We start from the raw sequence: 21,825 nt of genomic DNA, 5'->3' as shown, positions 1-21,825 counted from the left end.
AGTTAATTCATGGGGTGTCTAAAAAGGTCTGCAAGCCCAAAAACGCGTCATTATGACGGCATGGCTTACTTTTTAGACACCCGTTGCGCAAAGTAATAAACTTTGTGCTATTCTACAAACCAAGGATCTCCCTGTTGAATGCAGCATCCGCACCCGTCGACGCAAAATCGTCAAAAGCTTTATCGGTGACACGGATGATGTGATCCTGAATAAATTTCGCCCCTTCCGTTGCTCCATCGACCTGGTTCTTAATACAACATTCCCATTCCATAACGGCCCAGCCGTCATACCCATATTGTGTCAGTTTGCTGAATATCGTTTTAAAATCTACCTGTCCATCACCGGGGGAACGGTAGCGACCTGCACGGTTCAGCCAGCTCTGATATCCCCCGAATGTACCTTGCCGCCCACTCGGGTTAAATTCCGCATCCTTCACATGGAACGCCCGGATGCGCTCATGGTAAAAATCAATATACTGGATATAATCCAACTGCTGCAAGACAAAATGAGAAGGATCATACAACAGGCAAGCTCTCGGATGGTTATTCACTTTCTCCAAGAACATTTCGTACGTGATACCGTCAAATAGGTCTTCCCCCGGGTGTATTTCATAACAAACATCCACACCACATTCATCAAAGGTGTCTAATATTGGTTTCCAACGGTTGGCCAGTTCCGTAAAAGCCTCATCCACCAACCCATCGGGGCGCTGTGGCCAAGGGTGAAAGTACTGCCACAACAGGGATCCGCTGAAAGTCGCATGAGCTTTCAGACCTAAGTTTTGCGAAGCCTTGGCCGCATATTTAAGTTGTTGTACCGCCCATTCCGTACGTGCTTTCGGATTATTACGATATTGTTCCGGTGCAAAAGCATCAAATAACTTATCGTATGCCGGATGTACCGCAACAAGCTGTCCTTGCAGGTGGGTAGATAATTCCGTAATCTCTATACCTAAATCGAGCAATTTCCCTTTATATTCGTCGGCATACGTTTTACTCTCCGCAGCTTTTTGAAGATCAAAATAGGCAGGGTCTCCCGTCGGGATCTGTACGCCGTGAAAACCTAATGATTTTGCCCATTTTGCAATATTTTCCATCGAATTATACGGCTCTTCATTTGCAATGAACTGCGCCAAAAAAATAGCTGGTCCCTTAATTGTTTTCATGTAATATGTTTAGTTGTTTTGGATAAATATATGGGATAAATATACGCATTTATTCTACTTCGATTGAATGGTAAAGAAGTGTTAAAATTTTCATTTACCTGCACTTTGGTACAAAAGTTGGCCTTACTACATAAAAAGGATTAGCTATGAAAACGAAAATTACACTTTTATCTACCTTAGCAGTATTAGTTATCACGCTATTTTCTTGTAGCAAGGAAACGGTAGACAATATCGGAAGAGACGCGGCATTAAATATTATTGTATCGGGACATTGGGAAAAAGCCACCAAGACTATCTCAGGGAACGAAGATGAATTGCTTAATGTCACGGAAGAACTTCTTGACGAAGATGAAACGATAAACTTCAACAAAGACGGTAAGGCTTACGTCAAAAGAGAAGGAAACGATGTGCGTACTTATAATTATGAGATGCCAACGGCAAAAGAAATGAAGTTTGATGGTATGACTTACGCTATTCAGGAAAACATTGTACAATCTATCACGACATTGACCTTAGTTAACCATACGGGGCCCGTGCGCACGGAGATTGTATTCAAAAGAAAGCGGTAAAGGTTTTAGTTTTAAAGGGTAGAGAGCGTGCTATATTCAGTGCGCTCTCTTGTTTTTTTCTGCTATCCAGAGCGACATGTAGCGTGTAGATTGTACGGTATGATGTCGCAACATCTGCCCGATAAAATTGGCCACCCGATGGGCTGGGAGTTCTTTTTGTAGGTCATCACAACACTGTAAAAGACGATCAGCGTACAAAGACTGTGCAAAGCTCGTATTAAAGAGTTTAACGCCACGCTGCTGTGCGTCCTCCCAGATCGTACGATCGGTATATAAGATCTTTGCCTGCTTCACAAATTCCTCTCCCTGATCCACTACATATCCATTCCACAAGCCTTCTTTGATCATTCCTTCTGCACCAACAGAGGAAGAAACGGAAGGCGTTCCACTGTACATGGCGTCCACAAATTTGCCTTTTATTCCTGCGCCCACGGGAATAGGCGCTAAAAGGACACGATATTGTTCTAAAGTCTTCCGGGCATGGCCTGCCCGCCCTTGTATCAAAAAACGATCCTGCGGTGCATGAAGCTGATTGACTTTTTCGGAAGCATAGGAGCCATAGATATGCAATGCTGCATTGGGTAATTCCCGGCGCAATGCGGGCCATATCGTCCTTTTCAACGCTTCGACTGTCCGCCAATTCGGTTCATGGAGAAAATTGCCGATAAAGACAAAATCCTTTCGCTGCTCATAGGTCGGCAATTGCTGTATATGGTCGTCCGTTATCGCTTTTTCTATAAAGGGTAGAAAATACAAAAGATCAGATGGAACATGAAAAGTCTCCGTCAATATTTCCATTTCCTTTTCCGAAATGATTAAGGCTAGATCGGACCGATATATCGCCGCAATCTCCCGAAATGTAGTGTCATGGTATAAATCCAGCGGTTGGTTTTTTCGGAAAGCTTCCTGTCTCGCTAGGCGTAAAAAATGTAAATCTTCGGTGTCCAGCACACGGATGGCGTTGGGGCAGCACTTCGCTACGCGCCAGCCATACTGCTCTTCGATCATAAACCGGTCGAATACAACTATATCGGGCTGAAGCTCTTGCACAAAATCATCAAAAGACGAATCATTCAGCAAAATCGTATGTTCCGTTACACCCATAGTCTGGAGATCATGAGAGAAATCCGACTTAGCTGCGGCAGAAGCAAAATGAACGTCATATTGGCGCTGAAATAATTCGATCAGTTGCAACATACGCCAGCCCGCTGCCGACGACTGTGGCTCCGGCCATACCAAACCGATGAACAATGCCTTCTTCATATAGCCGAAGGTACATAAATTTTGTACCTTTAAGGACATTTTACTTCTATACGTTATGCTGGGATTAAAACTATTGACAGATCCACGTTGGGCGAATATCGCCGAGTCGAATTTGGATGAAATTTTAACCGATCACGCTTGGTGTGAGCAGAAAGCGGCCTCCAATGCGATCACCCTGATTACACAAAATCCGGAACTGGAGGATTTGGTACATGAATTAACGGCTATCGCGATTGAAGAAATGGAACATTTTAAGATGGTCATTGCTATCATCAAAGAGCGGGGCTACACCTTAGGGCGCGAACGGAAAGACGACTATGTCGGGCAGTTGATGAAATTCGCTAAAAAAGACGGTTCGCGCAACCAGGCATTTATCGACCGCCTGCTGTTTGCTGCCATGATCGAAGCGCGAAGCTGTGAACGCTTCCGTGTGCTCTCTACCAACATCAAAGATGAGGATCTGGCCAAGTTTTACCACGATCTAATGGTCTCGGAGGCCAATCACTATACAACTTTCCTGAATTTTGCACGCAAATACACAAAAGACGTCGATGTAGACAAACGATGGAAGGAGTGGCTGGAATTCGAGGGAGAGCTTATCCAATCCTACGGCAAGAAAGAGTATATACACGGATAGTTCGTTTTTCTTAACCTACCTTAAGAAATGGCCGGGCGGCTGGCGTTATCTTTGTAATAGGTAAAGAAAATTGGTTTTTTACTTTTACTTTGAAAGCTATGTTAGAATTAGGAATAGGCATGTTTGGGGACCTGCAGATAGATCCCGCTACAGGAAAGATTCAACCTACACAACAACGTCTTCAGGAGATCATTGAAGAGATAAAATTAATGGATGAAGTCGGTCTTGATTTCTTTGGCATGGGCGAACACCACAGGCCAGATTATGCAGTGGCTTCCCCTGAGATTATATTGGCCGCCGCGGCTACGGTTACCAAACGCATCAAGCTGGGATCGGCGGTGTCTGTATTAAGCTCGACCGATCCTGTCAAACTCTACCAAGATTTTGCAACGGTAGATCTTATTTCGGGGGGTCGTGCCGAACTGATGGCCGGGCGAGGATCTTTTATCGAATCCTTTCCTCTTTTTGGGTATGATTTAAAGGATTATAGCGACCTTTTCGAAGAAAAGCTTGATCTTTTGTTAAAAATAAATAAACATGAAGTCATCAACTGGACCGGTAGATTCCGCAAGTCCTTAGTGAATCAGCAAGTTTTACCGCGTGCGGTAGATAATAACCTGCCGATATGGATCGCCGTAGGAGGGACTACATCATCTGTTATCCGTGCGGGCAAACTTGGTCTTCCGGTAATGTTTGCCATTATCGGTGGGGCCTGGGAGCAGTTTAAGCCACTCTTCGAAATGTATGAGCAAGCTTATACCGACAATGGACACGATAAAAGCAAGTTTCAGGTCGGTGTACATATGCATGCGTTTTTCGGTGCGAACGGGAAAGAAGTAGCGGATCAATATTATCCGATATATGCGGCACAGATGAACCGCATCGGTGCTTCCAGGGGCTGGCCTCCTTACCAAAGATCACAGTATGACTTTGGACGATCACCTCACGGACACCTCGTTATCGGTGACTCCAATGAGGCTGTCGATAAAATTCTGGCTGTTAAGGAAACCTTTGAGTTGACACGGTTCTCCGCCCACATGGATGTCGGAAGCCCGGATCATAAGGACATGATGAAAGCGATCGAAATTTACGGCACACAGATCGCACCGAAAGTGCGGGAAGCAACTCGATAGCGTAGATGAGACTATCTAAAAAAGTCGGGGGATGTCCGGCTTTTTAGATGGTCTTATTTCATCAAAATAAAGTACCTTCGTAATTATGGGCCTTGGTGTTCAAACCGTTGAGCAGCGGGTCGCATTTCTGTAACTTTGTTTGTATTAAAAACAGGTCATATGCAATTTTTACATTTTTTTGCCTCTCTGCAGGATAAGTTTATTCAATTTTTGAAAATCGCCATTTTCATTGTCATGGCATGGATAGGCGGTCTAAAAGCTTTTCAATATGAAGCAGACGGAATTGTTCCTTTTGTGGCGAATAGCCCGTTCATGAGTTTCTTTTATGCGAAAGATGCCCCGGAATATAAGCAGTATAAAAATCCGGAAGGCGCTACAGTGGAAAAAAATATCCGTTGGCATAAAGAAAATAGAACATATCTGTTTTCATATGGCTTAGGTGCGGTGATCGTTGGTATTGGCATATTCACCTTATTGGGCATTTGGTCGCCGAGGCTCGGGTTAATCGGTGGTCTGTTAACAGTTATCATGTCCATTGTAACCTTATCTTTTCTAATTACTACACCCGAAGTGTATGTGCCCGATTTAGGTGGAGATTTCCCAACACCCCGTTATGGCTTTCCGTATCTATCGGGAGCAGGGCGGCTGGTCTTGAAAGATGTCATCATGATGGCAGGAGGGTTGATCGTAGCTTCTGATTCCGCAAAAAGATTGCTGTCGCGACGCCAGAATACGGCTTAAATTGCTGATATCTACCGGACTTTTGACATTGCTGTAACGAAAGTTGGGGAATAAGCGAAAATAAAATCCGAACTTTATACTATGTTTTTTCAGCATGTTTACGATAAAAGTCTTGCGCAGGCAAGTTATGTAATTGGTTGTCAGGCCCAGGGTAAAGCCATCGTCATCGACCCTCAACGGGATATCGACGTATACCTGAACATTGCGAAAGCAAATAAGTTAAGCATTACACACGTAGCAGAAACGCATATCCATGCGGATTTCCTATGTGGCTCACGCGAATTGGCTGCCGCTACGGGCGCCACGCTTTACCTATCGGACGAAGGTGGGTCGGACTGGCAATATGAGTTCCCACATCAGGAGTTGAAGCATGGCGATACCATTCCTGTAGGCAACTTGATACTGGAAGTGCTGCACACACCGGGGCACACACCCGAGAGTATCAGTTTTCTATTGACGGATCTTCCGGCGACAGACAAGCCCGTCATGATCTTTACGGGCGATTTTGTATTTGTGGGCGATGTCGGGCGGCCCGACCTGCTCGAAAAAGCTGCCGGTTTCGTTGGCACGCAGGAGGCCGGTGCGCGCCAGCTTTACGAATCCATCCAACGTTTTGCAGAGCTTCCAGAATATATTCAGGTATGGCCAGGACATGGTGCAGGATCGGCTTGTGGTAAGTCTCTCGGCGCTGTACCGAGTTCGACCGTCGGTTATGAAAAAATCCGCAACTGGGCGTTTAAATTTAAAGACAATGCCGACGGTTTCGTGAATGAACTGCTGGAAGGACAACCCGAAGCGCCACAATACTTCGCAACGATGAAGCACCTGAACAAGGTGCATCGCCCGTTGCTGATCGAAGTACCCAAACCCCCGAAATTAAGCAACATGGAATTTAGGAAGGCTTACAACGATGGTTTGACTGTCATCGACACACGGGACAAGACTGCTTTTGCGAAAGGCTTTATTCCGGAGGGCTTGAATATACAGGGCAACAATTCCTTTTCTACCTGGATGGGCTGGTTGCTCAACTATGAAGAGCAGTTTGTCCTTATTGCGGATGAGGACCGCATGGAAGATCTCACACGAAAACTGATGCGCATTGGCATGGACAATAACTATGGATATATTACTGAAGTCGACGATCTGGGGATAGACTTGCACATTGCTGATGTGATCGGCATCGAGGAGTTCAAAACGTATATCGGTGATGAAGCAGTACAGATTGTGGATGTTCGTAGCGAGAATGAATATAAAGCCGGTCATATTGAAGGAGCAGATCATGTTTTTGTGGGAACATTACAAGACAATCTGGACAAAATCAGCAAAGATAAATTGGTCATCATCCATTGTCAGTCCGGAGACCGTTCGACTATTGCGTATTCTATTTTGCGAAAGCATGGTTTTGATAAGGTAAAAAACTATGCCGGGGGTATGCGGAAATGGAGGGCCCAGTTATGTTAACTTTTTTGCAACAGCCCTGGCCTTGGTATATCGCCGGCCCTTTAATCGGGCTTACGGTACCGGCACTTTTGATATTAGGCAACAAAACCTTTGGAATTAGCTCGTCGCTAAGGCATATCTGTGCCTCGTGTATCCCCGCCAATATATCGTATTTCAAATACGACTGGAAAAACGAGGCGTGGAATCTGTTTTTTGTATTCGGCATCTTTCTGGGCGGTCTGATAACGGCACAGCTGTTTACAGACCCCAACCCGGTGGAAGTGGCCCCAGCCTTAGCCGAAGAACTGGCCGGATATGGAATTGTCGATTACGATAACCTGGTACCGGAGGACATCCTCAACTGGCAATCGCTATTCACGCTCAAAGGCTTCTTCTTGATGGTCGTAGGTGGCTTTCTCGTCGGATTTGGCACGCGCTATGCCGGCGGCTGTACGAGTGGGCATGCTATTATGGGGCTTTCCAACTTACAGTGGCCCTCGCTGATCGCAACGGTATGCTTTATGATCGGGGGCTTCATCTTGGCCAACCTGATCTTACCTCTTATTCTTTCACTTTAGTACCGGAGCAATGGAACAACAAACACATATTAACAAGAGCCAATTTGAACACAAGTGGTACCCTAATATCAAATACCTCCTTGTTGGTGTTTTCTTCGGTATTTTATTCGTCAAGTCTGAGGTCATCAGTTGGTTTCGTATCCAGGAAATGTTTCGCCTGCAATCTTTCCATATGTACGGAATTATTGGAAGTGCAGTACTCGTGGGTATCGTTTCGGTATGGCTGATCAAGAAGTTTAACGTCAAAACAATCCACGGTGAACCTATCCACATCTCGCCAAAAACATTCCATAAAGGACAGATCTATGGCGGATTGCTCTTCGGCTTTGGTTGGGCATTAACAGGAGCCTGCCCTGGCCCGTTGTTTGCACAGATCGGCACAGGCGCCACCGTTATTATTGTGACACTACTGAGTGCTATCGCCGGAACATGGGTATATGGGTATTTTAAGGATAGATTACCTCATTAATCTAGGGGTCTATTCGTACTTATAGCAATGCGGTTCCACGCGTTTATCGTTACAATGGCCATGATAACCTGTGCTAAGTAGTTCTCATCAAAAAGACTTTGTGCCTGTTTATAAGTCTCGTCGGTCAGGCCACGATGATTGATTAGCGTAACCTCTTCGGTCATAGCTAATATCGCCCGTTCTTCTTCGGTAAATAATGTCGTTTCTTTCCAGGCGTTGAGCAAGAAAATCCGCTGATTCGTTTCACCTTGTTTTAAGGCATCTCTTGTATGCATATTAAGGCAAAAGGCACAGCCGTTGATCTGCGAAGCACGGATCTTGATTAACTCCAAATGGGTTTTCGAAAGGCGCGAGCTGCGCAGGTAGCCTTCCAAAGCCAGCATCGCACTATAGGAATCGGGTTCAAGTTCTTGAATATTTATTCTATTTTCCATGATCTATTTTGTTGAGTTAAATTCAGTTTTTCTTTCTTATGGGGGCTAACAACAGGTAAAAAATCCATGCAAACCACGATATAAAAATCACGGCCAACAGCCAGGCTAACTTCTCCCGTCCCGTCGTCTTGCGGGAGCTGATAATGACCAATATGGGCAGCAGCCATACAAAAAAGATCACGCCTAAAATCGTTAAAACACCGATATCTGAACTTTCCATTTTTTGTTGCTTTAGATGTAAAACTCCGCTCCCTACTAAATTACAAAAATGTCAACGTAAATCATAGCCAACTATTTCCTCAAAATTTTTTCCATAGCTTTTCCTTTTGCCAATTCGTCAATCAACTTGTCCAAATAGCGGATCTGCCGCATCAGTTCTTCTTCTATTTCTTCTACCCGATAGCCGCAGATTACACCGGTTATCTTGGAGACATTCGGATTGATCTGCGGCGCCTGTTCAAAAAAAGTCCTGAAGTCGGTTTTATTATCCAGAATTTCCTGTAGATCCTTTTCATTATATCCCGTAAGCCAAAAGATGATTTCATCTACTTCAGCTTTTGTACGCCCCTTTCTTTCTGCTTTAGCGATATAATGGGGATATACGCCCGCAAAGGACATTTTATAGACTCTGGTGTTGTCTGTTTTCATTATCGGTGTTTGCTACTTATTTATGTCTAACTCGCCCTTTCTGCCAGCTCTTTTATGATCTGCAATGCCTTTTGGGTTGCTGCATCCGTTTCATTGAAATATTGCTCTGGCACATCCAACTTCAGGGATAGGGTAGTTACGCCATCCCGTTCGTCGAGCAGATATTGCTCGCTCATGTCTCCAAGGCTCTGACCTTCTTTGCCCGCTTGCAGCTCGTGAAGGTGGTGAAAGGTGATCTCACGGTTTTCGGTAAGCGAGGCTATCATGCTTTCCATACCATTGTGGTCGGCGTCAAGGAATTGGATTTTGCCGCCAGGAATCAGTTCGCCGGTATAATGCGAGTTTGGCATAAACGCAGCGGCCCATTTTTTATAGCGATCTTTGTCCCATAATACCTGCCAGACCTTTTGCGCTGGGGCATTGATTCGGATCGTATGGTCAATTGTCTGTGTTTTCATATCTGCTTTATTTAAGTGCTAAACCTAACAATCGTTCTGTGTTGGCTCGTGGCCTACATATTCAATACTACCCAACGATGACCATCCGGATCAGCAAAACGCATCGCCCACCATCCTTCTTTCATCTGTTCGGGAGGACTGATAATCTCTGCACCGATTTCCCGGAGCGCTTTTTCCCATTCCAGCACTTCTTCTTTGCTATCGGCGGAAATACTGAAGTTTACTTCGTTGCCGGCCGCCGTATCAGCTACCGTCGTTTTTACACCTCTTTCGAAGCGGTCTATGGGAAACAGGTTAAGGATAAATCCACTATCACCGATGGTAAGGGAGATAAATTTGTCTCCGTCATGGGTCTGGTCCCGTACCGTAAAACCAAGTGTGCTATAAAATTCTCTCGATCTGTCTATGTCTTTTATCGGGTAATCTGCCCAGATTATTGAAGGTCGTGGTGCCATAAGTCTATATGTTATCTGTCAAATATATAGGTTATTAGCCGCAATAAACTTGCCAAAGGACAAGAAACCCCAACACAATGGTATATATATGCAGTTCAGTTCGGCATGACGAATAAACTCTACACCTCACTCACAGATTCGTATAACACAACGTGTTTTGCTGTTGTCAGCATGTATAACCTGTGCAGTACTAAAGCAACTTTGTAGGAGTGAGAGAAGAGGCTAACAGCATTTATGTCTTTTGGCGCTGTAGCATACAGGCTGTTCGCACCGTTTGTTATTGAACAACCATACATAATTTCACGTATTAAATTGACATGAACCAAAACACCCTATCCATTGCAACTTTACTTTTTGCCCTGATTATTTTTGTCCATACGGCCCACGCACAAATGAGCGTTGGCATCCGTGGAGGAGTAAATCTCTCTGGAATTCTTTTGATTGACGAACTAGGCGAAACGCAGGAATCCGAAATGATACCCCGGTTCCAGATCGGATTAACCCTCGATATCCCTGTCGCTACAGATTTTTATATCCAACCGGCTGCTTTATATTCAGGAAAGGGGTTTAAGCAAAACGGAGGTTGGCTTGCGGGGCCGGACAATACGTTCAAAGCCACGGCATCCTACTTTGAAGTTCCGTTGAATTTGCTGTACACACCACGATTTGGTCCTGGAAACATAGTTGTAGGCGCCGGCCCGTATGTGGCTTATGGGACAGGAGGCAAATGGAAGGCAAATGGAAGGCAGATCAAGGGCAGATCTTAATTGGTGATATTATGATTGAGCCACAGGGCGATGTTATTTTCAAAAATGATGTTGTGGACGGTGAATTCGGCAATTACCTCTATGGCAAACCGTGGGATTATGGCGTAAATTTTTTGGTGGGGTATGAATTCTTCCGTCGGGTTACCATTCAGGTCAACGGCCAATTCGGAATTGCGAATCTTGCACCGGATATCGATGGAGAAAATCCTAAAGGAAATATAAAAAACAGGGTATATGGTATTTCTATTGGGTATAAGCTGTAAATGGGGAATCTTGTCTCTGCTATATTATATCATTTCAATCGTTCCAATATACCCTTTCTTTTTACGATGTTTTTATAATCCCACTGTATTGCTCTTGATTTTTCCAGCCAACGCTTTAAGTCACCGATGACGATATCGGCAACATCATTGTAGAAGATAGAAGCGTCTTCAAATTTTCCGCCTTTGACGCTCAAGCTATCTTCTTCAAAATCCGCTCCGCTCCAGAACATGAGCCGGATTCCTTTTTTCTGTTTGCTGTAACCAACAATCGGATTACCCTCCAAAAACCAAACAGGATGCCCGTGCCAAATTTTGTTCTCGGCCTCGGGCAGGTGTTTGATAATTTCTGTCGCCAGCATCTCACAAATGACTTTATCCCCCTCTAATTTTGAATAGTTGTAAGTTAAGATATCCTTTGATATTGTTGCTGCCATCGCATGTTATTTTTTCAAAGTTGATAACAGCTGATCCAATTGCTGGAAGTCTATAGTCATACCTTCCTTAAAGCCCATCTCTATTTCCTTTTCCAGATCTGCAACTGTATCGTAGGTTAGTACCATATCTACGCGGACTTTATGATCTACCACTACGAAAGTATTCTCCCATAAGTTTTGCGGAAACGCTGGATTTAGAGTACCGTTTTCGTCGCTAATCCCGCCTTTAGAGGAAAATGATCTTTCCTTTACAATGGAAACGAAATCGGTTTTAGCCCAATGTTTTTCACCTTCCGGGCTGACCATCGCATAGAGCCAATGACCACCTTCCCGGAAATCCATGGTTTTTGTTTCAGCTCGCCATGGTTGTGGGCCCCACCATTGATCGAGTAATCCTGCAGTTGTCCATGCCTGCCACACCAGAGCAAGTCCAGCATCAAATTCACGGGTGATATGAATAGTCTTGTTTTCCTTGTCGACAATGAAGTCAAATAATAAATCGTTGTTCATCTTATTTATTTTTTAGGGTGAATAATCTGTCGAGATTTTTAAGATGCGATGAGAAGCCCTTTTTATGGCTATCTGTAGCCATTTTCTCAAACATCTCGGGGCTGCCATATTTTTCGGTCATGGTTACGAGTGTTCTGCTATCTGTGTTGCTGAAAGTAATAATACATTCTGTGCATGGGAACTCCGGATCGACAGTACCATTTTCATCACTGAATATCCTCAATTCCGTAATACTTTTATAAGGTTCGATTTTTTTATAGTCATACCGACTCCAATGCTTATTTCCTTGGGGACTTACCAACGCATAGTGCCAAAAACCGCCTTCACTGAAATCCAAAGTTTTCGTTTCTGTTCGATAAGGATTTGGAGCACACCACTGATCAAGTAGTTCCGGAGTTGTCCATGCCTGCCATACCAGCTCGAGGCTGACATCAAACTCACGCCTGATATGGATAGTCTTGTTTTCCTTGTCGACAATAAAGTCAAATAATAAATCGCTGTTCATGATTGCCTGTTTTTAATATGTAAAAATAGCTTAACAGAACCACGATTAACTTGTCTTACGACAAGTTTTTAGTTTTAAGATGCTTATCTATGCATCCGCCAGCTAGTAAGCCTTGTTCCTCATGAAAGCATCAAAAGGAATTATTGGCAATCACATTTCACGCCGGCCCACCATACGCAAAACCCGTATTAATAGCTGTCTTTATTCATAAAATTCTTTTGGATATTCCACTATTCCTGTGATGTTTTTTAACGCATTTTCTGTTAGCTCTATTAACATACAGTTTTCATCCGGAACTTCAAAAGGTAATTTAATTCCGTAATTTTTTGTCATTGCGTACCCAAACTTTGGATAATATTTTTCATGCCCTAATAGAATCACGGAATCAAACCCCAATTCCTTCGCTTTCCGATGAGATTCCTGAATTAGTTTTCCTCCAATTCCTTTTCCTTGATGCTTTTTTAATACAGCTATTGGTGCTAATGCTAAAGATGTCTTTTGCAAGTCATTGTTTATAATTCTAATCTTTGTTAGTAGAATATAGCCCACAATCTCTCCATCAATTTCCGCAACTAAAGATAGTTCGGGGACAAATGCTTCAGAGTTTCTTAATCTTTCTACCAGAAACTGTTCTTTGTGATCCGTATATTCTTCGTTCTCAAAAGCACTTTTAATTAACTTAAATACTTCTTTGTAATCTCTACTTTCTTCTTTTCTAATGTTCATTTTAAAAATGTCTTTGATAAACTTGTTTGCTAACTAAAGGCTCACAGCTACAACGGCAAATTAGCCATAAACTGCACATTCAGTCCACCGATGTTCACACCCGCCATAATCGATGGCATATTTGGGGCAAACACCCAAACGTTGTTACGCTGATACACGTATCCACGTCTGAATGGGTCATAATATGTACGATATTGGGGGAAATAAACATATTCTGTGCGGTGATAGAATCGCGGACTGTAATACCATTTGTCATGATCACGATACCGCTTGTGCTGGTTCTTCACGTATTTACGGTATTCCTTTTCACGCTTATCGTAGTATTTACGGTACTCCCGGTCGCGTTTTTCAGCATATTTATAGGCATGCTTCCGCTGCTTTTTGTCATGCTTGACTTGCTCTTTTCGCATATGCTTGTCATGTCCTCTGCCCTGAGCGTCTGCTTCCAAGGCGGTTCCTGCCATCAATGCTAAAGCAGCTATTCCGATCAATAATCTTTTCATGGCCTTCTTATCTTTAGTAAAACAATGAGTCTGCATTCTTCCAAACCGTTTGTTGGTAAGACTACAGGAGTCGTGCCAGAGTTTAACAGACTTCTGCACTTTTCAGCATGTCTAACAATATGATTAGATTTTCATGGGAAGATTTGGAGTGGCTTGGAGGAAAACATTGACAACAAAAGGGGAAGCTATGGGAAAGTAGGCTACCCATAGCATAAAAAACGCACCAATCAATATTGTTGACATCATCCAACAAATATAGCACCTTCTCCCTTTCTCCAATTGTACTGGTAATACAGTCTTTCTTCTTGTCTATAATGGACATATGCTGAATCCCAGTACCCTTCGCATCAGCATAATATGCTCCTAAAAAACGATGGCTAGGGGCAAGATTCAATGGCTCCCTTTGCTTTCTTGACAGATCTATCATCTTCATCCCGACTGCAGCGGCTTTATCCGGGTTGCCATAGATGAGATTTTTACTGATGGTGCAATATGTTCAATATTCACCTTGCCTTTTTCAGTATGTACCGCAATCAGCGAATCCAGGTTTTGCCCATACTGATGATCGGAACGAATGCCATCAACAGGCATAATGGCAACCAGCTCATTTGTTGTGTTTGCCTAAGTAGATATCTTCCCATCATACGAATTTGATTATCAGTTTATCGTGATACAAAGATAGCCATATCTGCATTGGATAAAAACCCCCTTTAGGGGGTAACCCAGGAAATCAAGATGCCCTAATTTTGACCTATCAAACGATGGCAGGAAAAAACGACTGCCCAACTCTGTTTGAACAATACAATGTTATAAACTTTAACAAAAGAATTATGAGAACAATGATTGCCCAAATATTCAGAAGGATCACGATTGTTTCACTTACCGCAGTCTTGATCCCTGCATGCTCAAGAGATGATCAGGGGGAGCCTCAAAAAGAACCTCACTACGTAACGGATGTCTATGTGACGGGCTACGAGCACAATGGCTCCAAATATGTCGCCAAAATATGGAAGAACGGTACAGAACAGGCTCTGAGCGATGGATCGAATAATGCGCAAGCCTACGCAATGGCCGTTTCTGACAAGGACGAATATGTCGTGGGATATGAAAATAACGGAACAAGGGATGTCGCCGTACTATGGAAGAATAGGATCCGGCAGGACCTCACGGACGGTTCAAATCGTGCCCTAGCAATATCGGTAGCCATATATCAGGGCGACGTATACGTGGTCGGAAGGGAATGGAACGGAACAAAAGAAGTAGCGAGGGTCTGGAAGAACGGTGCGGCGCAGGACCTTAGCGATGGAACGAACCATGCCTGTGCCTATGCGGTCACCGTAGCGGAGGGTGTTGTCTATGTGGCGGGCGAAGAGCAGAACGGAACAAAATATGTAGCCAAGCTATGGAAGAACGGGGTCGCCCATGATCTTACCAACGGGTCGAATTCTGCCACTGCCTATTCGGTTGCTGTTCATAATGGTCATGTCTATGTTGCTGGAGATGAGTATATCGGCAATACCAATATGGCAACGGTTTGGAAAGACGGAAATACAGAGAGATTGGCAGAGGGTACATCTTCCTATGCCTCCACCATCAGTGTATCGGATAAGGGGGTCTATGTTGCCGGAGGTCAGAGCAATGGTAGAAAGATGGTAGCCAAACTCTGGAAAGATGGAGTTCCACAGATCCTGACCGACGGAGCAAATGACGGATTTGCACAATCGGTTTCGCTTTGTTCTGATGATGTTTTCGTGGTGGGGTACGAAGAAAAGGAAAACAGCAATGGAAGTACATCAGAGGTTGCCAGACTGTGGAAGAACGGAGCAGCGATGGACCGGCCGGGATATGCCAGTTCCGTCCTTGTCGTCAGATCCGAAAAGTAGATTTAGATCTAAATCAAGGAATATAAAATCAACAGAGTATAAATTATAAACATGGAATAATTATGAGAACAAAGATCGAAAGGGCAATCTGGACATGCATGGCCGTCGTGATTTTCGCTGCCTGTGACAAAGCGGACGGTGCCCTCATTCCAACAGGATAGCAATAGCAATTCCTCTCCAAAGCAAACTTCGAATAGATCCAATTCTTGACAAAAAACGCCCTATTGTTTTACCTATAGGGCGTTTTTACTTGATAAAAGTGGGGCTTTGTCTGGAAAATGATGTTTTTAGATAGCCCGATTTAGAATAGAACCTTGGATTGTATAGTTTTGCGGATCATAGTTTGACGATAGTGCGAGATAGATTGAACCGAATGTCAAATTTAATACAGTGAAGCCAATTTTGGAACTGCATTAGAAGTATAAAATCTAATGTAGCTAATTCGGCCTATAATTCTCCGAACATACTAACCAGTATTTTTACCTAATTGAATTTCAGGGAATATTTCTTTGCAAATAGGATGATCAACTGAGTAGTATTTAAATTTCTTATCATCGTCAAATCCTGTTGCAATTACTGGACAAGTAAACAAATAATCACCGTTTTCTTTTGTTATCTTACAAATTTGAACACCCACCAACTTCAGTACATCCTTAGCTATTTCGGGTCTAAAACAAACATTTGCGCAGTTTTTCTGAGCTATTGATGGGTAACACCAAGCGTCTTGCACAATTCTGGGAGGTAGATCAAAATAATCTTTTGCAATTCTTTCAGATGCTCTGTAGAGATACTCAGTTCCCTCCCCAACATCTCTTGTAAATTCGTCATTTAAAAAATTGGAAATAATACGCATTTTTAAATTTTCATCTGCGCTTAATTCAGGCAGATCTTCCCACTGTCCAATAATAGAAACTTTTATCTCAACTTTAGCCTCATAAACAATTAAACAAAACCACTCGCCGTCTTTAACCTTAATTTCTTCTACAGCAACAAATGGATTTATTGGTGATGTATATAACAAAGATTCGTGGATATTATTCAATCTGCCTCTTTTTTTAATAAATTCACTAGGGGGATTCCATGCATCTTGTTCGAAAGTCATCGCTTTTAATGGGCAATAATGGTCGTCAGATTCTACCGCTCGCACTCGGTAAAATTTAGTTTTGTGCGGATATGACGCTAATCTCGGAAATAAAAATGAACGATCCACTCCATTCACATTGACCAAAATTACCTTCAATATTTCATTAAATAAATCTTGGTCACTTATCGTTTTGAAATCTAATTTCCTATAAATTTCGATTTTTTTTATTATCTCAACTACTTCAATTTTCGAGAGCAGTTCTTTTACTTTATCAATATCGTTCAACATAAAACAAACTTAGTTTCCTCAAAGGGTTTCAGACTCAATTCAACTTTACCTATTTTCGTTATTCAATAACTACCACGGGGACGGTTTTTAATACTTCCATTTTTGTTCTATATTGATAAGTGCCTATTTGTCTTGCACACTTACCGGTAGGAATTGGTATTTTCTGTTCATCATAATATGACTTATTCTCATAATTAAGAAGCAGAACGAGTATTTTGTTAGGATACTTACCGAACTCCGCTAGTGCCATGTTGGGCTTTACGGTTTGGAAAATTTTTAAATTGTTTTTAGTAATACACTCTCCTTTTTCAGAAAACATTGTTAGTCCCGTGAGTGTGTCGTCAGATTCACTTACAGAATAAATTAAAAAAAGAGCTAGAATTGTCCCCGCAACTCCTGTAATAAAGCCTCCCAAAAATTTCATGATCTCAATAGTTTATTTTTTCGGAATGATATTGTTTATTTTCTAATTGATTTGCTCTGCATATTTTGCATTGTAGAACTCTCAAAGATATGCAAAATATCTATTGGCTAAAAAGGGGCAACTATGGGGGAAGTAAACTACCCAAAATAGTGCAAAACAGTTCAAAATAAACCAAATCAATTCGCCCTATTTCGCGACCTATGGCATAAAAAAAGCACCAATCGGGTGTGATTGATGCGTTTTTAGTAGCCCGTAGGGGAATCGAACCCCTGTTTCAAGAATGAAAATCTTGCGTCCTAACCCCTAGACGAACGGGCCCTACTGTGCTTCGGTGTGCAAATATAAAAGCTTTGCTATATTTTCCAAAATATTTTTTAAATCAGATCGAAACCGATGTCCGTGCGGAAATATTTCCCCTGGAAAAAGATCCGGCCGGCATCGGCTGTAGCTTGTTGCAAAGCACTAAAAAGATCATCCTGTAGCGTCGTCACAGCGATAACACGGCCTCCTGCGGTGACCACCTCGCCATTGACTTCCTTCGTTCCTGCATGGAACACGATAGACTCCTTTACATTCTCGATATTGGAAATCACCTTTCCGTTTTCATAGTCCCCTGGATATCCGCCCGAGACCAACATCACCGTCACCGCCGTTTTGGGACTTACCGTATACGAACGGCTTGCCAGATCACCTTTTGCTACTCCCTCCAATAGATCCACTAAATCAGACTCGATACGCGGCAGGACAGACTCAGTCTCCGGATCGCCCATGCGCACGTTATACTCGATAACATAAGGCTCTCCCTCGACATTCATCAACCCGATAAAAATAAACCCTTTGTAAGGAATATTATCTTTTTTCAGCCCCTGAACGGTAGGCTTAATGATCCTTTCTTCCACCTTCGTAAGAAAAGCTTCGTCCGCAAAAGGCACCGGAGAGATCGACCCCATACCGCCCGTATTTAACCCCGTATCTCCTTCACCGATCCGCTTATAGTCTTTTGCCGAAGGAAGAATTTTATAGGAATCCCCATCCGTAAGTACGAAAACAGACAGCTCTATCCCTTTGAGGAACTCCTCAATAACAACCACGCTACTGGCTTCGCCAAACTTCGCCTCGGCAATCATCGCCGTTAGCTCCGCCTTGGCTTCTTCGTAGGTCGCGCAGATCAACACGCCTTTGCCCGCCGCAAGGCCATCGGCCTTTAATACGATGGGCAGCTGTTGTGTTTCCAGATAAACTAATCCCTCTTCCAGATTCGATTTGTCAAAAGACTTATAGGCAGCCGTCGGAATCTGGTGCCTAAACATAAATTCCTTGGAAAAATCTTTGGACCCTTCCAATTGGGCCCCTAATTGTTGCGGTCCGATAACAGCAATATGCCGGATATCTTCTCTACTCAGAAAATAATCATGAATACCTTTAACCAAAGGCTCCTCGGGTCCGACCAGAACGAGGCTGATCGCATGGGCTAATGCGAACGCTGCAATTCCTTCAAAATCTGTCACCTTAAGATCGACATTTGTACCATATTGTCCTGTGCCGGCATTGCCCGGGGCAATATATAAATTTGTGAGCTTTGGACTTTGGGATATCTTATAGGCAAAGGCAGATTCGCGCCCGCCTGAACCAACGATTAAAACATTCATAGCGCAAATATATTGATGTAAGCTTAGAAAACATAAAAAATTAGATATCATCATTTATTTATCTAAATATTTTTTAACTTTCCCTAGTGATATCATATTTCACTAAAAACATACATGAAAAGAGTCTTCTATCTGCTCCTCTTATTCCTTTGCACACAGCGAATAGCCGCTCAGGATATCCAAACGGTATTGAATAAAGTAGATTATACCTCCGGCAATAACCCCCAGGAAAAATTATACCTACACATCGACAAATACGCTTACACTGCCGGCGAAACCATATGGTTTAAAGCCTATACAACCATCGGTATTCAAAACCTGTTTTCCCGATTGAGCAACATCGGTTATGTAGAGCTGATCGACCCTTTGAATAGAATAGTAAGCTCGATAAAGATCCCCATTTTAAACGGAATAGGAATAGGCGACCTCCCGCTTATTGACACCCTCACAGCGGGTTCTTACCGCCTTAGGGCATATACGAATTGGATGCGGAATGACGACGACCGGTACTTCTTTGATCGGACCATACAGATCAGCAACGGCCGGGCAGATAATGTGCTGACAGCAACTTCAGTGTCGCAAACAGATGATGGGGAGGCTTACACCATAGCACTAAAAAGTCTGAGTGGAGTACCTTTGAGCAAAACCACTGTGTATTACGAGCTGGTAAAAGATGGTGAAACGCTTCGGAAAAAACGGACATCCACAGATGAACAGGGCATATTAACGATTGATGTAGATAACAAATTTGCAGGAACTTTAATCAAACTGCGCTTCGACAACCTGGAAAAGATGCCCGTCAATAAAATTATCCGTCCGGCAAATCCTCGTTCAAAAAATAGTGTACAATTGTTCGCAGAAGGGGGGAAGATTTTAATAGGATCGCTGAATAATGTAGCGGTAAAATCCATAAACCCACAAGGACTTGCCGTAAAATCTAAGGTTTTCATCAAGTCCCGGACAGACACCCTGTCCATTATAGAAACAAATGATCTGGGCATGGGTGCATCTTATATATTTGTCGGTCAGGACACCTCCCTCTCTGCCACAGCTGTTTTTGCAGACGGCAGCACTACGGATGTTGTCCTGCCGGAAATCGTATCCGAAGGTTATTCGATTATTTTGAATACCAGAAACAAAGAACGTATCATCAGCCAGGTTAACCTTTCTCAAAACCTTGTGAATCACGAAGATCTGTATTTTATTGCGCACCATATGGGCCAGGTATACTATGTCTCTAAGCAAAAAGCAAATAAAAATGAGCTTGCCTTTTCGGTAAATAGGTCAACGCTACCTACCGGAGTCATTACAATAAGTATATTGAACAGTCAGTTTATGCCGGTCGTAGAACGAGCTGTTTTCAACTATGCCGACGAGAGCCGTCTTCCTTTGATGGCGACGCTAAACAAACAAACCTACGGCAGACGCGATAGTGTCCGAGTCCATGTGCTTGCTGGAGCTGATCGGGATAGTATCCGTGTGGCTGCGTTATCTGCAAGTGTAATAAACCTCAACAAAATACAAGACGACTATAAAACAGCACCGGATATACTTTCTTCACTGTTGCTGAGCGCTGATATCAATGGTTTTATTGAGAAGCCGGGATATTACTTTGCGGAAGGAAAAATAAAAGATCAGGAACTGGATTACCTTATGCTCACGCAAGGATGGCGCAACATTGACTGGAGCAGCATCGGACTGGAAATCAAACCGAAGTTTGAAGCAGAAAAAGGAGTAAAAATTGCGGGCTATACGAAAAAGTTGGGGCGAAAGGCACCCGAGCCAAACGCCACCGTGCAGCTTATTTCGACAAAAAATTTCATGGATTTTATCGATACCGTATCGAATGAAGAAGGTTACTTCGATTTTGGTTACCTGTTATTTCCCGACAGTATCAAGTTCCTAGTTTCCGCACGTACAAAAAAAGGCAAAAAAAATATTGATATCATCGTTGAATCGAATGAACCTCCGGCAGTAACAGCCAATAGGAACGCTCCACTGGAAATCAACGATGTAAACACTGTATTTCTGGATCAGATAAAACAATCCAAACAATTCTTTGCCCAGTTGGAGCGAACGGGGTTGATGGAGAAATCTATCGCCATTGAGGAAGTTGTCGTCAGGGCTACAGCCCGAAAAGAGGTTTCCGAGAACTCCAGTAATCTAAATGGACCGGGCAATGCGGATCAGGTGCTCACTGCAGAGGACCTTTCTACATGTACAACCTTGGAAATGTGTCTCGCGGGACGTATTATGGGGGTTAGATGGGTGGACGGCGCGCCTTACAATACGCGGGGAAACGTCCCTATGCAGGTTGTGCTGGACGGTATGTTTATCGAGCCGGAAGAAATATCCATGATCAATGTCATGGACATTGAAAGCGTAGAAGTGCTGCGTAACTCGAACTATACGGGAATATATGGCATGAATGGCGGAAATGGATTACTGATATTAACCTCCAAATCGGGGTTATCGGCGAGAAGCAACTACGTACCACGCGGGATATTGACAATACAACCGCAAGGCTTATATGCGACGCGCACGTTTTACAAACCCGAATATGATGTCGATAACGCCGTGAAGCTCGCGAGAGATCTACGCACAACTATACATTGGGAACCTGCTATTGTTTCCGATATGAGCGGAAAGACAGCATTCAGCTTTTTCACCGCAGACGAACCGGGCAAGTACCTCATCACATTGGAAGGCGTTGATCTAAACGGAAGGATCGGCCGGAAATTAGTGACGTTTGAGGTGAAATAGTTTGATAACGGCTATTTATTGAACAATAAATGGCTT

The 21,825-nt window shown here is 43.3% G+C and carries 28 protein-coding genes and 1 tRNA gene; 11 read left to right on the top strand and 18 right to left on the bottom strand.

What is annotated here, in order from left to right; all coding sequences use genetic code 11:
* Nucleotides 1-112: 112 nt before the first annotated feature.
* Entirely contained in the window at nucleotides 113-1,165 is a 1,053-nt protein-coding gene (locus tag G5B30_RS04460) for a sugar phosphate isomerase/epimerase family protein (RefSeq protein ID WP_165318748.1), read from the bottom strand.
* 146 nt (nucleotides 1,166-1,311) lie between these two features.
* Between G5B30_RS04460 and G5B30_RS04455 the strand changes: the two genes are divergently transcribed.
* Entirely contained in the window at nucleotides 1,312-1,734 is a 423-nt protein-coding gene (locus G5B30_RS04455; RefSeq protein WP_165318747.1) for a hypothetical protein, read from the top strand.
* A gap of 36 nt (nucleotides 1,735-1,770) precedes the next feature.
* On the opposite strand, the gene G5B30_RS04450 is transcribed toward G5B30_RS04455, so the two are convergent.
* A complete protein-coding gene (locus tag G5B30_RS04450) occupies nucleotides 1,771-2,997 on the bottom strand; it encodes a glycosyltransferase (RefSeq protein ID WP_165318746.1) in 1,227 nt (408 codons plus the stop codon).
* Nucleotides 2,998-3,052: 55 nt separating this feature from the next.
* On the opposite strand from G5B30_RS04450, the gene G5B30_RS04445 reads away from it, so the two are divergent.
* The 6 genes from G5B30_RS04445 (at nucleotide 3,053) to G5B30_RS04420 (ending at nucleotide 7,995) form a co-directional block, all read left to right on the top strand.
* Nucleotides 3,053-3,634 (top strand): tRNA-(ms[2]io[6]A)-hydroxylase, encoded by a 582-nt coding sequence (locus G5B30_RS04445; protein WP_165318745.1) that lies wholly within the window; start codon nucleotides 3,053-3,055, stop codon nucleotides 3,632-3,634.
* A 98-nt stretch (nucleotides 3,635-3,732) separates the two neighbouring features.
* Nucleotides 3,733-4,767, top strand: a complete 1,035-nt coding sequence (locus G5B30_RS04440; RefSeq protein WP_165318744.1) for an LLM class flavin-dependent oxidoreductase — start codon at nucleotides 3,733-3,735, stop codon at nucleotides 4,765-4,767.
* Between the two features lie 159 nt (nucleotides 4,768-4,926).
* The gene (locus tag G5B30_RS04435) at nucleotides 4,927-5,508 is read left to right on the top strand and encodes a DUF417 family protein (protein ID WP_165318743.1); all 582 of its coding nucleotides are present in this window, start codon (nucleotides 4,927-4,929) and stop codon (nucleotides 5,506-5,508) included.
* Nucleotides 5,509-5,589: 81 nt separating this feature from the next.
* Nucleotides 5,590-6,969, top strand: coding sequence for an MBL fold metallo-hydrolase (locus tag G5B30_RS04430; RefSeq protein WP_165318742.1), 1,380 nt, complete (start codon nucleotides 5,590-5,592; stop codon nucleotides 6,967-6,969).
* A complete protein-coding gene (locus G5B30_RS04425) occupies nucleotides 6,963-7,526 on the top strand; it encodes a YeeE/YedE family protein (RefSeq protein ID WP_165318741.1) in 564 nt (187 codons plus the stop codon). The genes G5B30_RS04430 and G5B30_RS04425 overlap by 7 nt, the downstream gene beginning before the upstream one ends.
* Nucleotides 7,527-7,536: 10 nt before the next feature.
* Nucleotides 7,537-7,995 (top strand): DUF6691 family protein, encoded by a 459-nt coding sequence (locus G5B30_RS04420; protein ID WP_165318740.1) that lies wholly within the window; start codon nucleotides 7,537-7,539, stop codon nucleotides 7,993-7,995.
* Here the strand turns inward: G5B30_RS04420 and G5B30_RS04415 are convergent.
* The 5 genes from G5B30_RS04415 to G5B30_RS04395 form a co-directional block, all read right to left on the bottom strand.
* Nucleotides 7,992-8,429 (bottom strand): carboxymuconolactone decarboxylase family protein, encoded by a 438-nt coding sequence (locus G5B30_RS04415; protein WP_165318739.1) that lies wholly within the window; start codon nucleotides 8,427-8,429, stop codon nucleotides 7,992-7,994. The genes G5B30_RS04420 and G5B30_RS04415 overlap by 4 nt on opposite strands.
* A gap of 22 nt (nucleotides 8,430-8,451) precedes the next feature.
* Nucleotides 8,452-8,649 carry a PLDc N-terminal domain-containing protein gene (locus G5B30_RS04410; protein WP_165318370.1) on the bottom strand — a complete coding sequence of 66 codons (198 nt, stop codon included), beginning with the start codon at nucleotides 8,647-8,649 and terminating at the stop codon, nucleotides 8,452-8,454.
* A gap of 71 nt (nucleotides 8,650-8,720) precedes the next feature.
* Nucleotides 8,721-9,077: a DUF2200 domain-containing protein gene (locus G5B30_RS04405; RefSeq protein WP_165318738.1), complete on the bottom strand. Its 357-nt coding sequence runs from the start codon at nucleotides 9,075-9,077 to the stop codon at nucleotides 8,721-8,723.
* A gap of 26 nt (nucleotides 9,078-9,103) precedes the next feature.
* Entirely contained in the window at nucleotides 9,104-9,535 is a 432-nt protein-coding gene (locus G5B30_RS04400) for an SRPBCC family protein (RefSeq protein ID WP_165318737.1), read from the bottom strand.
* Nucleotides 9,536-9,588: 53 nt separating this feature from the next.
* Entirely contained in the window at nucleotides 9,589-9,990 is a 402-nt protein-coding gene (locus G5B30_RS04395) for a VOC family protein (RefSeq protein WP_165318736.1), read from the bottom strand.
* A 317-nt stretch (nucleotides 9,991-10,307) separates the two neighbouring features.
* Between G5B30_RS04395 and G5B30_RS04390 the strand changes: the two genes are divergently transcribed.
* Complete coding sequence (locus tag G5B30_RS04390) at nucleotides 10,308-10,757, top strand: outer membrane beta-barrel protein (protein ID WP_165318735.1); 450 nt, start codon at nucleotides 10,308-10,310, stop codon at nucleotides 10,755-10,757.
* Complete coding sequence (locus tag G5B30_RS04385) at nucleotides 10,718-11,020, top strand: hypothetical protein (protein ID WP_165318369.1); 303 nt, start codon at nucleotides 10,718-10,720, stop codon at nucleotides 11,018-11,020. Before G5B30_RS04390 ends, G5B30_RS04385 begins: the two co-directional genes overlap by 40 nt.
* A gap of 29 nt (nucleotides 11,021-11,049) precedes the next feature.
* On the opposite strand, the gene G5B30_RS04380 is transcribed toward G5B30_RS04385, so the two are convergent.
* The 7 genes from G5B30_RS04380 to G5B30_RS04350 all read right to left on the bottom strand — a co-directional run bounded on the left by G5B30_RS04380 (nucleotide 11,050) and on the right by G5B30_RS04350 (nucleotide 14,289).
* A complete protein-coding gene (locus G5B30_RS04380; protein ID WP_165318734.1) occupies nucleotides 11,050-11,454 on the bottom strand; it encodes a DUF1801 domain-containing protein in 405 nt (134 codons plus the stop codon).
* A gap of 6 nt (nucleotides 11,455-11,460) precedes the next feature.
* The gene (locus G5B30_RS04375; RefSeq protein WP_165318733.1) at nucleotides 11,461-11,964 is read right to left on the bottom strand and encodes an SRPBCC domain-containing protein; all 504 of its coding nucleotides are present in this window, start codon (nucleotides 11,962-11,964) and stop codon (nucleotides 11,461-11,463) included.
* A 1-nt stretch (nucleotide 11,965) separates the two neighbouring features.
* Nucleotides 11,966-12,469 carry an SRPBCC domain-containing protein gene (locus G5B30_RS04370; protein ID WP_165318732.1) on the bottom strand — a complete coding sequence of 168 codons (504 nt, stop codon included), beginning with the start codon at nucleotides 12,467-12,469 and terminating at the stop codon, nucleotides 11,966-11,968.
* Between the two features lie 201 nt (nucleotides 12,470-12,670).
* The gene (locus G5B30_RS04365; RefSeq protein ID WP_165318731.1) at nucleotides 12,671-13,195 is read right to left on the bottom strand and encodes a GNAT family N-acetyltransferase; all 525 of its coding nucleotides are present in this window, start codon (nucleotides 13,193-13,195) and stop codon (nucleotides 12,671-12,673) included.
* 47 nt (nucleotides 13,196-13,242) lie between these two features.
* Nucleotides 13,243-13,698: a hypothetical protein gene (locus tag G5B30_RS04360; RefSeq protein ID WP_165318730.1), complete on the bottom strand. Its 456-nt coding sequence runs from the start codon at nucleotides 13,696-13,698 to the stop codon at nucleotides 13,243-13,245.
* 82 nt (nucleotides 13,699-13,780) lie between these two features.
* A complete protein-coding gene (locus G5B30_RS04355) occupies nucleotides 13,781-14,131 on the bottom strand; it encodes a hypothetical protein (RefSeq protein ID WP_165318729.1) in 351 nt (116 codons plus the stop codon).
* The gene (locus G5B30_RS04350) at nucleotides 14,128-14,289 is read right to left on the bottom strand and encodes a hypothetical protein (protein WP_165318728.1); all 162 of its coding nucleotides are present in this window, start codon (nucleotides 14,287-14,289) and stop codon (nucleotides 14,128-14,130) included. The genes G5B30_RS04355 and G5B30_RS04350 overlap by 4 nt, the downstream gene beginning before the upstream one ends.
* A 239-nt stretch (nucleotides 14,290-14,528) precedes the next feature.
* On the opposite strand from G5B30_RS04350, the gene G5B30_RS04345 reads away from it, so the two are divergent.
* Nucleotides 14,529-15,581, top strand: a complete 1,053-nt coding sequence (locus tag G5B30_RS04345) for a hypothetical protein (RefSeq protein ID WP_165318727.1) — start codon at nucleotides 14,529-14,531, stop codon at nucleotides 15,579-15,581.
* Nucleotides 15,582-16,047: 466 nt separating this feature from the next.
* Here the strand turns inward: G5B30_RS04345 and G5B30_RS04340 are convergent, their stop codons facing one another.
* The 4 genes from G5B30_RS04340 to purD form a co-directional block, all read right to left on the bottom strand.
* Nucleotides 16,048-16,953 carry a hypothetical protein gene (locus G5B30_RS04340; protein ID WP_165318726.1) on the bottom strand — a complete coding sequence of 302 codons (906 nt, stop codon included), beginning with the start codon at nucleotides 16,951-16,953 and terminating at the stop codon, nucleotides 16,048-16,050.
* A gap of 58 nt (nucleotides 16,954-17,011) precedes the next feature.
* The gene (locus G5B30_RS04335; protein WP_165318725.1) at nucleotides 17,012-17,377 is read right to left on the bottom strand and encodes a hypothetical protein; all 366 of its coding nucleotides are present in this window, start codon (nucleotides 17,375-17,377) and stop codon (nucleotides 17,012-17,014) included.
* Between the two features lie 246 nt (nucleotides 17,378-17,623).
* Nucleotides 17,624-17,695 (bottom strand) — tRNA-Glu (locus G5B30_RS04330).
* A gap of 56 nt (nucleotides 17,696-17,751) precedes the next feature.
* Nucleotides 17,752-19,026: a phosphoribosylamine--glycine ligase gene (gene purD / locus G5B30_RS04325; protein ID WP_165318724.1), complete on the bottom strand. Its 1,275-nt coding sequence runs from the start codon at nucleotides 19,024-19,026 to the stop codon at nucleotides 17,752-17,754.
* Nucleotides 19,027-19,140: 114 nt separating this feature from the next.
* Here purD and G5B30_RS04320 point away from each other — a divergent pair, with 114 nt between their 5' ends.
* Nucleotides 19,141-21,789 carry a hypothetical protein gene (locus tag G5B30_RS04320; protein ID WP_240903091.1) on the top strand — a complete coding sequence of 883 codons (2,649 nt, stop codon included), beginning with the start codon at nucleotides 19,141-19,143 and terminating at the stop codon, nucleotides 21,787-21,789.
* Nucleotides 21,790-21,825 lie beyond the last annotated feature (36 nt).

The sequence above is a fragment of the Sphingobacterium sp. SGG-5 genome (genome assembly GCF_011043525.1).
In the GTDB taxonomy this organism is placed as follows: domain Bacteria; phylum Bacteroidota; class Bacteroidia; order Sphingobacteriales; family Sphingobacteriaceae; genus Sphingobacterium.
This window is presented reverse-complemented; position numbering and strand designations above follow the sequence as displayed.

Excerpts from the sequence above, each read along its gene's own strand:
- G5B30_RS04420 (WP_165318740.1), top strand. The coding sequence starts at position 7,537 with ATGGAACAACAAACACATATTAACAAGAGCCAATTTGAACACAAGTGG.
- G5B30_RS04390 (WP_165318735.1), top strand. The coding sequence starts at position 10,308 with ATGAACCAAAACACCCTATCCATTGCAACTTTACTTTTTGCCCTGATT.
- G5B30_RS04355 (WP_165318729.1), bottom strand. The coding sequence starts at position 14,131 with ATGAAGATGATAGATCTGTCAAGAAAGCAAAGGGAGCCATTGAATCTT.
- G5B30_RS04385 (WP_165318369.1), top strand. The coding sequence starts at position 10,718 with ATGGAAGGCAAATGGAAGGCAGATCAAGGGCAGATCTTAATTGGTGAT.
- G5B30_RS04380 (WP_165318734.1), bottom strand. The coding sequence starts at position 11,454 with ATGGCAGCAACAATATCAAAGGATATCTTAACTTACAACTATTCAAAA.
- G5B30_RS04440 (WP_165318744.1), top strand. The coding sequence starts at position 3,733 with ATGTTAGAATTAGGAATAGGCATGTTTGGGGACCTGCAGATAGATCCC.
- G5B30_RS04350 (WP_165318728.1), bottom strand. The coding sequence starts at position 14,289 with ATGCCTGTTGATGGCATTCGTTCCGATCATCAGTATGGGCAAAACCTG.
- G5B30_RS04410 (WP_165318370.1), bottom strand. The coding sequence starts at position 8,649 with ATGGAAAGTTCAGATATCGGTGTTTTAACGATTTTAGGCGTGATCTTT.
- G5B30_RS04365 (WP_165318731.1), bottom strand. The coding sequence starts at position 13,195 with ATGAACATTAGAAAAGAAGAAAGTAGAGATTACAAAGAAGTATTTAAG.
- G5B30_RS04340 (WP_165318726.1), bottom strand. The coding sequence starts at position 16,953 with ATGTTGAACGATATTGATAAAGTAAAAGAACTGCTCTCGAAAATTGAA.
- G5B30_RS04430 (WP_165318742.1), top strand. The coding sequence starts at position 5,590 with ATGTTTTTTCAGCATGTTTACGATAAAAGTCTTGCGCAGGCAAGTTAT.
- G5B30_RS04445 (WP_165318745.1), top strand. The coding sequence starts at position 3,053 with ATGCTGGGATTAAAACTATTGACAGATCCACGTTGGGCGAATATCGCC.
- G5B30_RS04395 (WP_165318736.1), bottom strand. The coding sequence starts at position 9,990 with ATGGCACCACGACCTTCAATAATCTGGGCAGATTACCCGATAAAAGAC.
- G5B30_RS04345 (WP_165318727.1), top strand. The coding sequence starts at position 14,529 with ATGAGAACAATGATTGCCCAAATATTCAGAAGGATCACGATTGTTTCA.
- G5B30_RS04460 (WP_165318748.1), bottom strand. The coding sequence starts at position 1,165 with ATGAAAACAATTAAGGGACCAGCTATTTTTTTGGCGCAGTTCATTGCA.
- G5B30_RS04425 (WP_165318741.1), top strand. The coding sequence starts at position 6,963 with ATGTTAACTTTTTTGCAACAGCCCTGGCCTTGGTATATCGCCGGCCCT.
- G5B30_RS04360 (WP_165318730.1), bottom strand. The coding sequence starts at position 13,698 with ATGAAAAGATTATTGATCGGAATAGCTGCTTTAGCATTGATGGCAGGA.
- G5B30_RS04405 (WP_165318738.1), bottom strand. The coding sequence starts at position 9,077 with ATGAAAACAGACAACACCAGAGTCTATAAAATGTCCTTTGCGGGCGTA.
- purD (WP_165318724.1), bottom strand. The coding sequence starts at position 19,026 with ATGAATGTTTTAATCGTTGGTTCAGGCGGGCGCGAATCTGCCTTTGCC.
- G5B30_RS04400 (WP_165318737.1), bottom strand. The coding sequence starts at position 9,535 with ATGAAAACACAGACAATTGACCATACGATCCGAATCAATGCCCCAGCG.
- G5B30_RS04375 (WP_165318733.1), bottom strand. The coding sequence starts at position 11,964 with ATGAACAACGATTTATTATTTGACTTCATTGTCGACAAGGAAAACAAG.
- G5B30_RS04415 (WP_165318739.1), bottom strand. The coding sequence starts at position 8,429 with ATGGAAAATAGAATAAATATTCAAGAACTTGAACCCGATTCCTATAGT.
- G5B30_RS04435 (WP_165318743.1), top strand. The coding sequence starts at position 4,927 with ATGCAATTTTTACATTTTTTTGCCTCTCTGCAGGATAAGTTTATTCAA.
- G5B30_RS04370 (WP_165318732.1), bottom strand. The coding sequence starts at position 12,469 with ATGAACAGCGATTTATTATTTGACTTTATTGTCGACAAGGAAAACAAG.
- G5B30_RS04455 (WP_165318747.1), top strand. The coding sequence starts at position 1,312 with ATGAAAACGAAAATTACACTTTTATCTACCTTAGCAGTATTAGTTATC.
- G5B30_RS04450 (WP_165318746.1), bottom strand. The coding sequence starts at position 2,997 with ATGAAGAAGGCATTGTTCATCGGTTTGGTATGGCCGGAGCCACAGTCG.
- G5B30_RS04335 (WP_165318725.1), bottom strand. The coding sequence starts at position 17,377 with ATGAAATTTTTGGGAGGCTTTATTACAGGAGTTGCGGGGACAATTCTA.
- G5B30_RS04320 (WP_240903091.1), top strand. The coding sequence starts at position 19,141 with ATGAAAAGAGTCTTCTATCTGCTCCTCTTATTCCTTTGCACACAGCGA.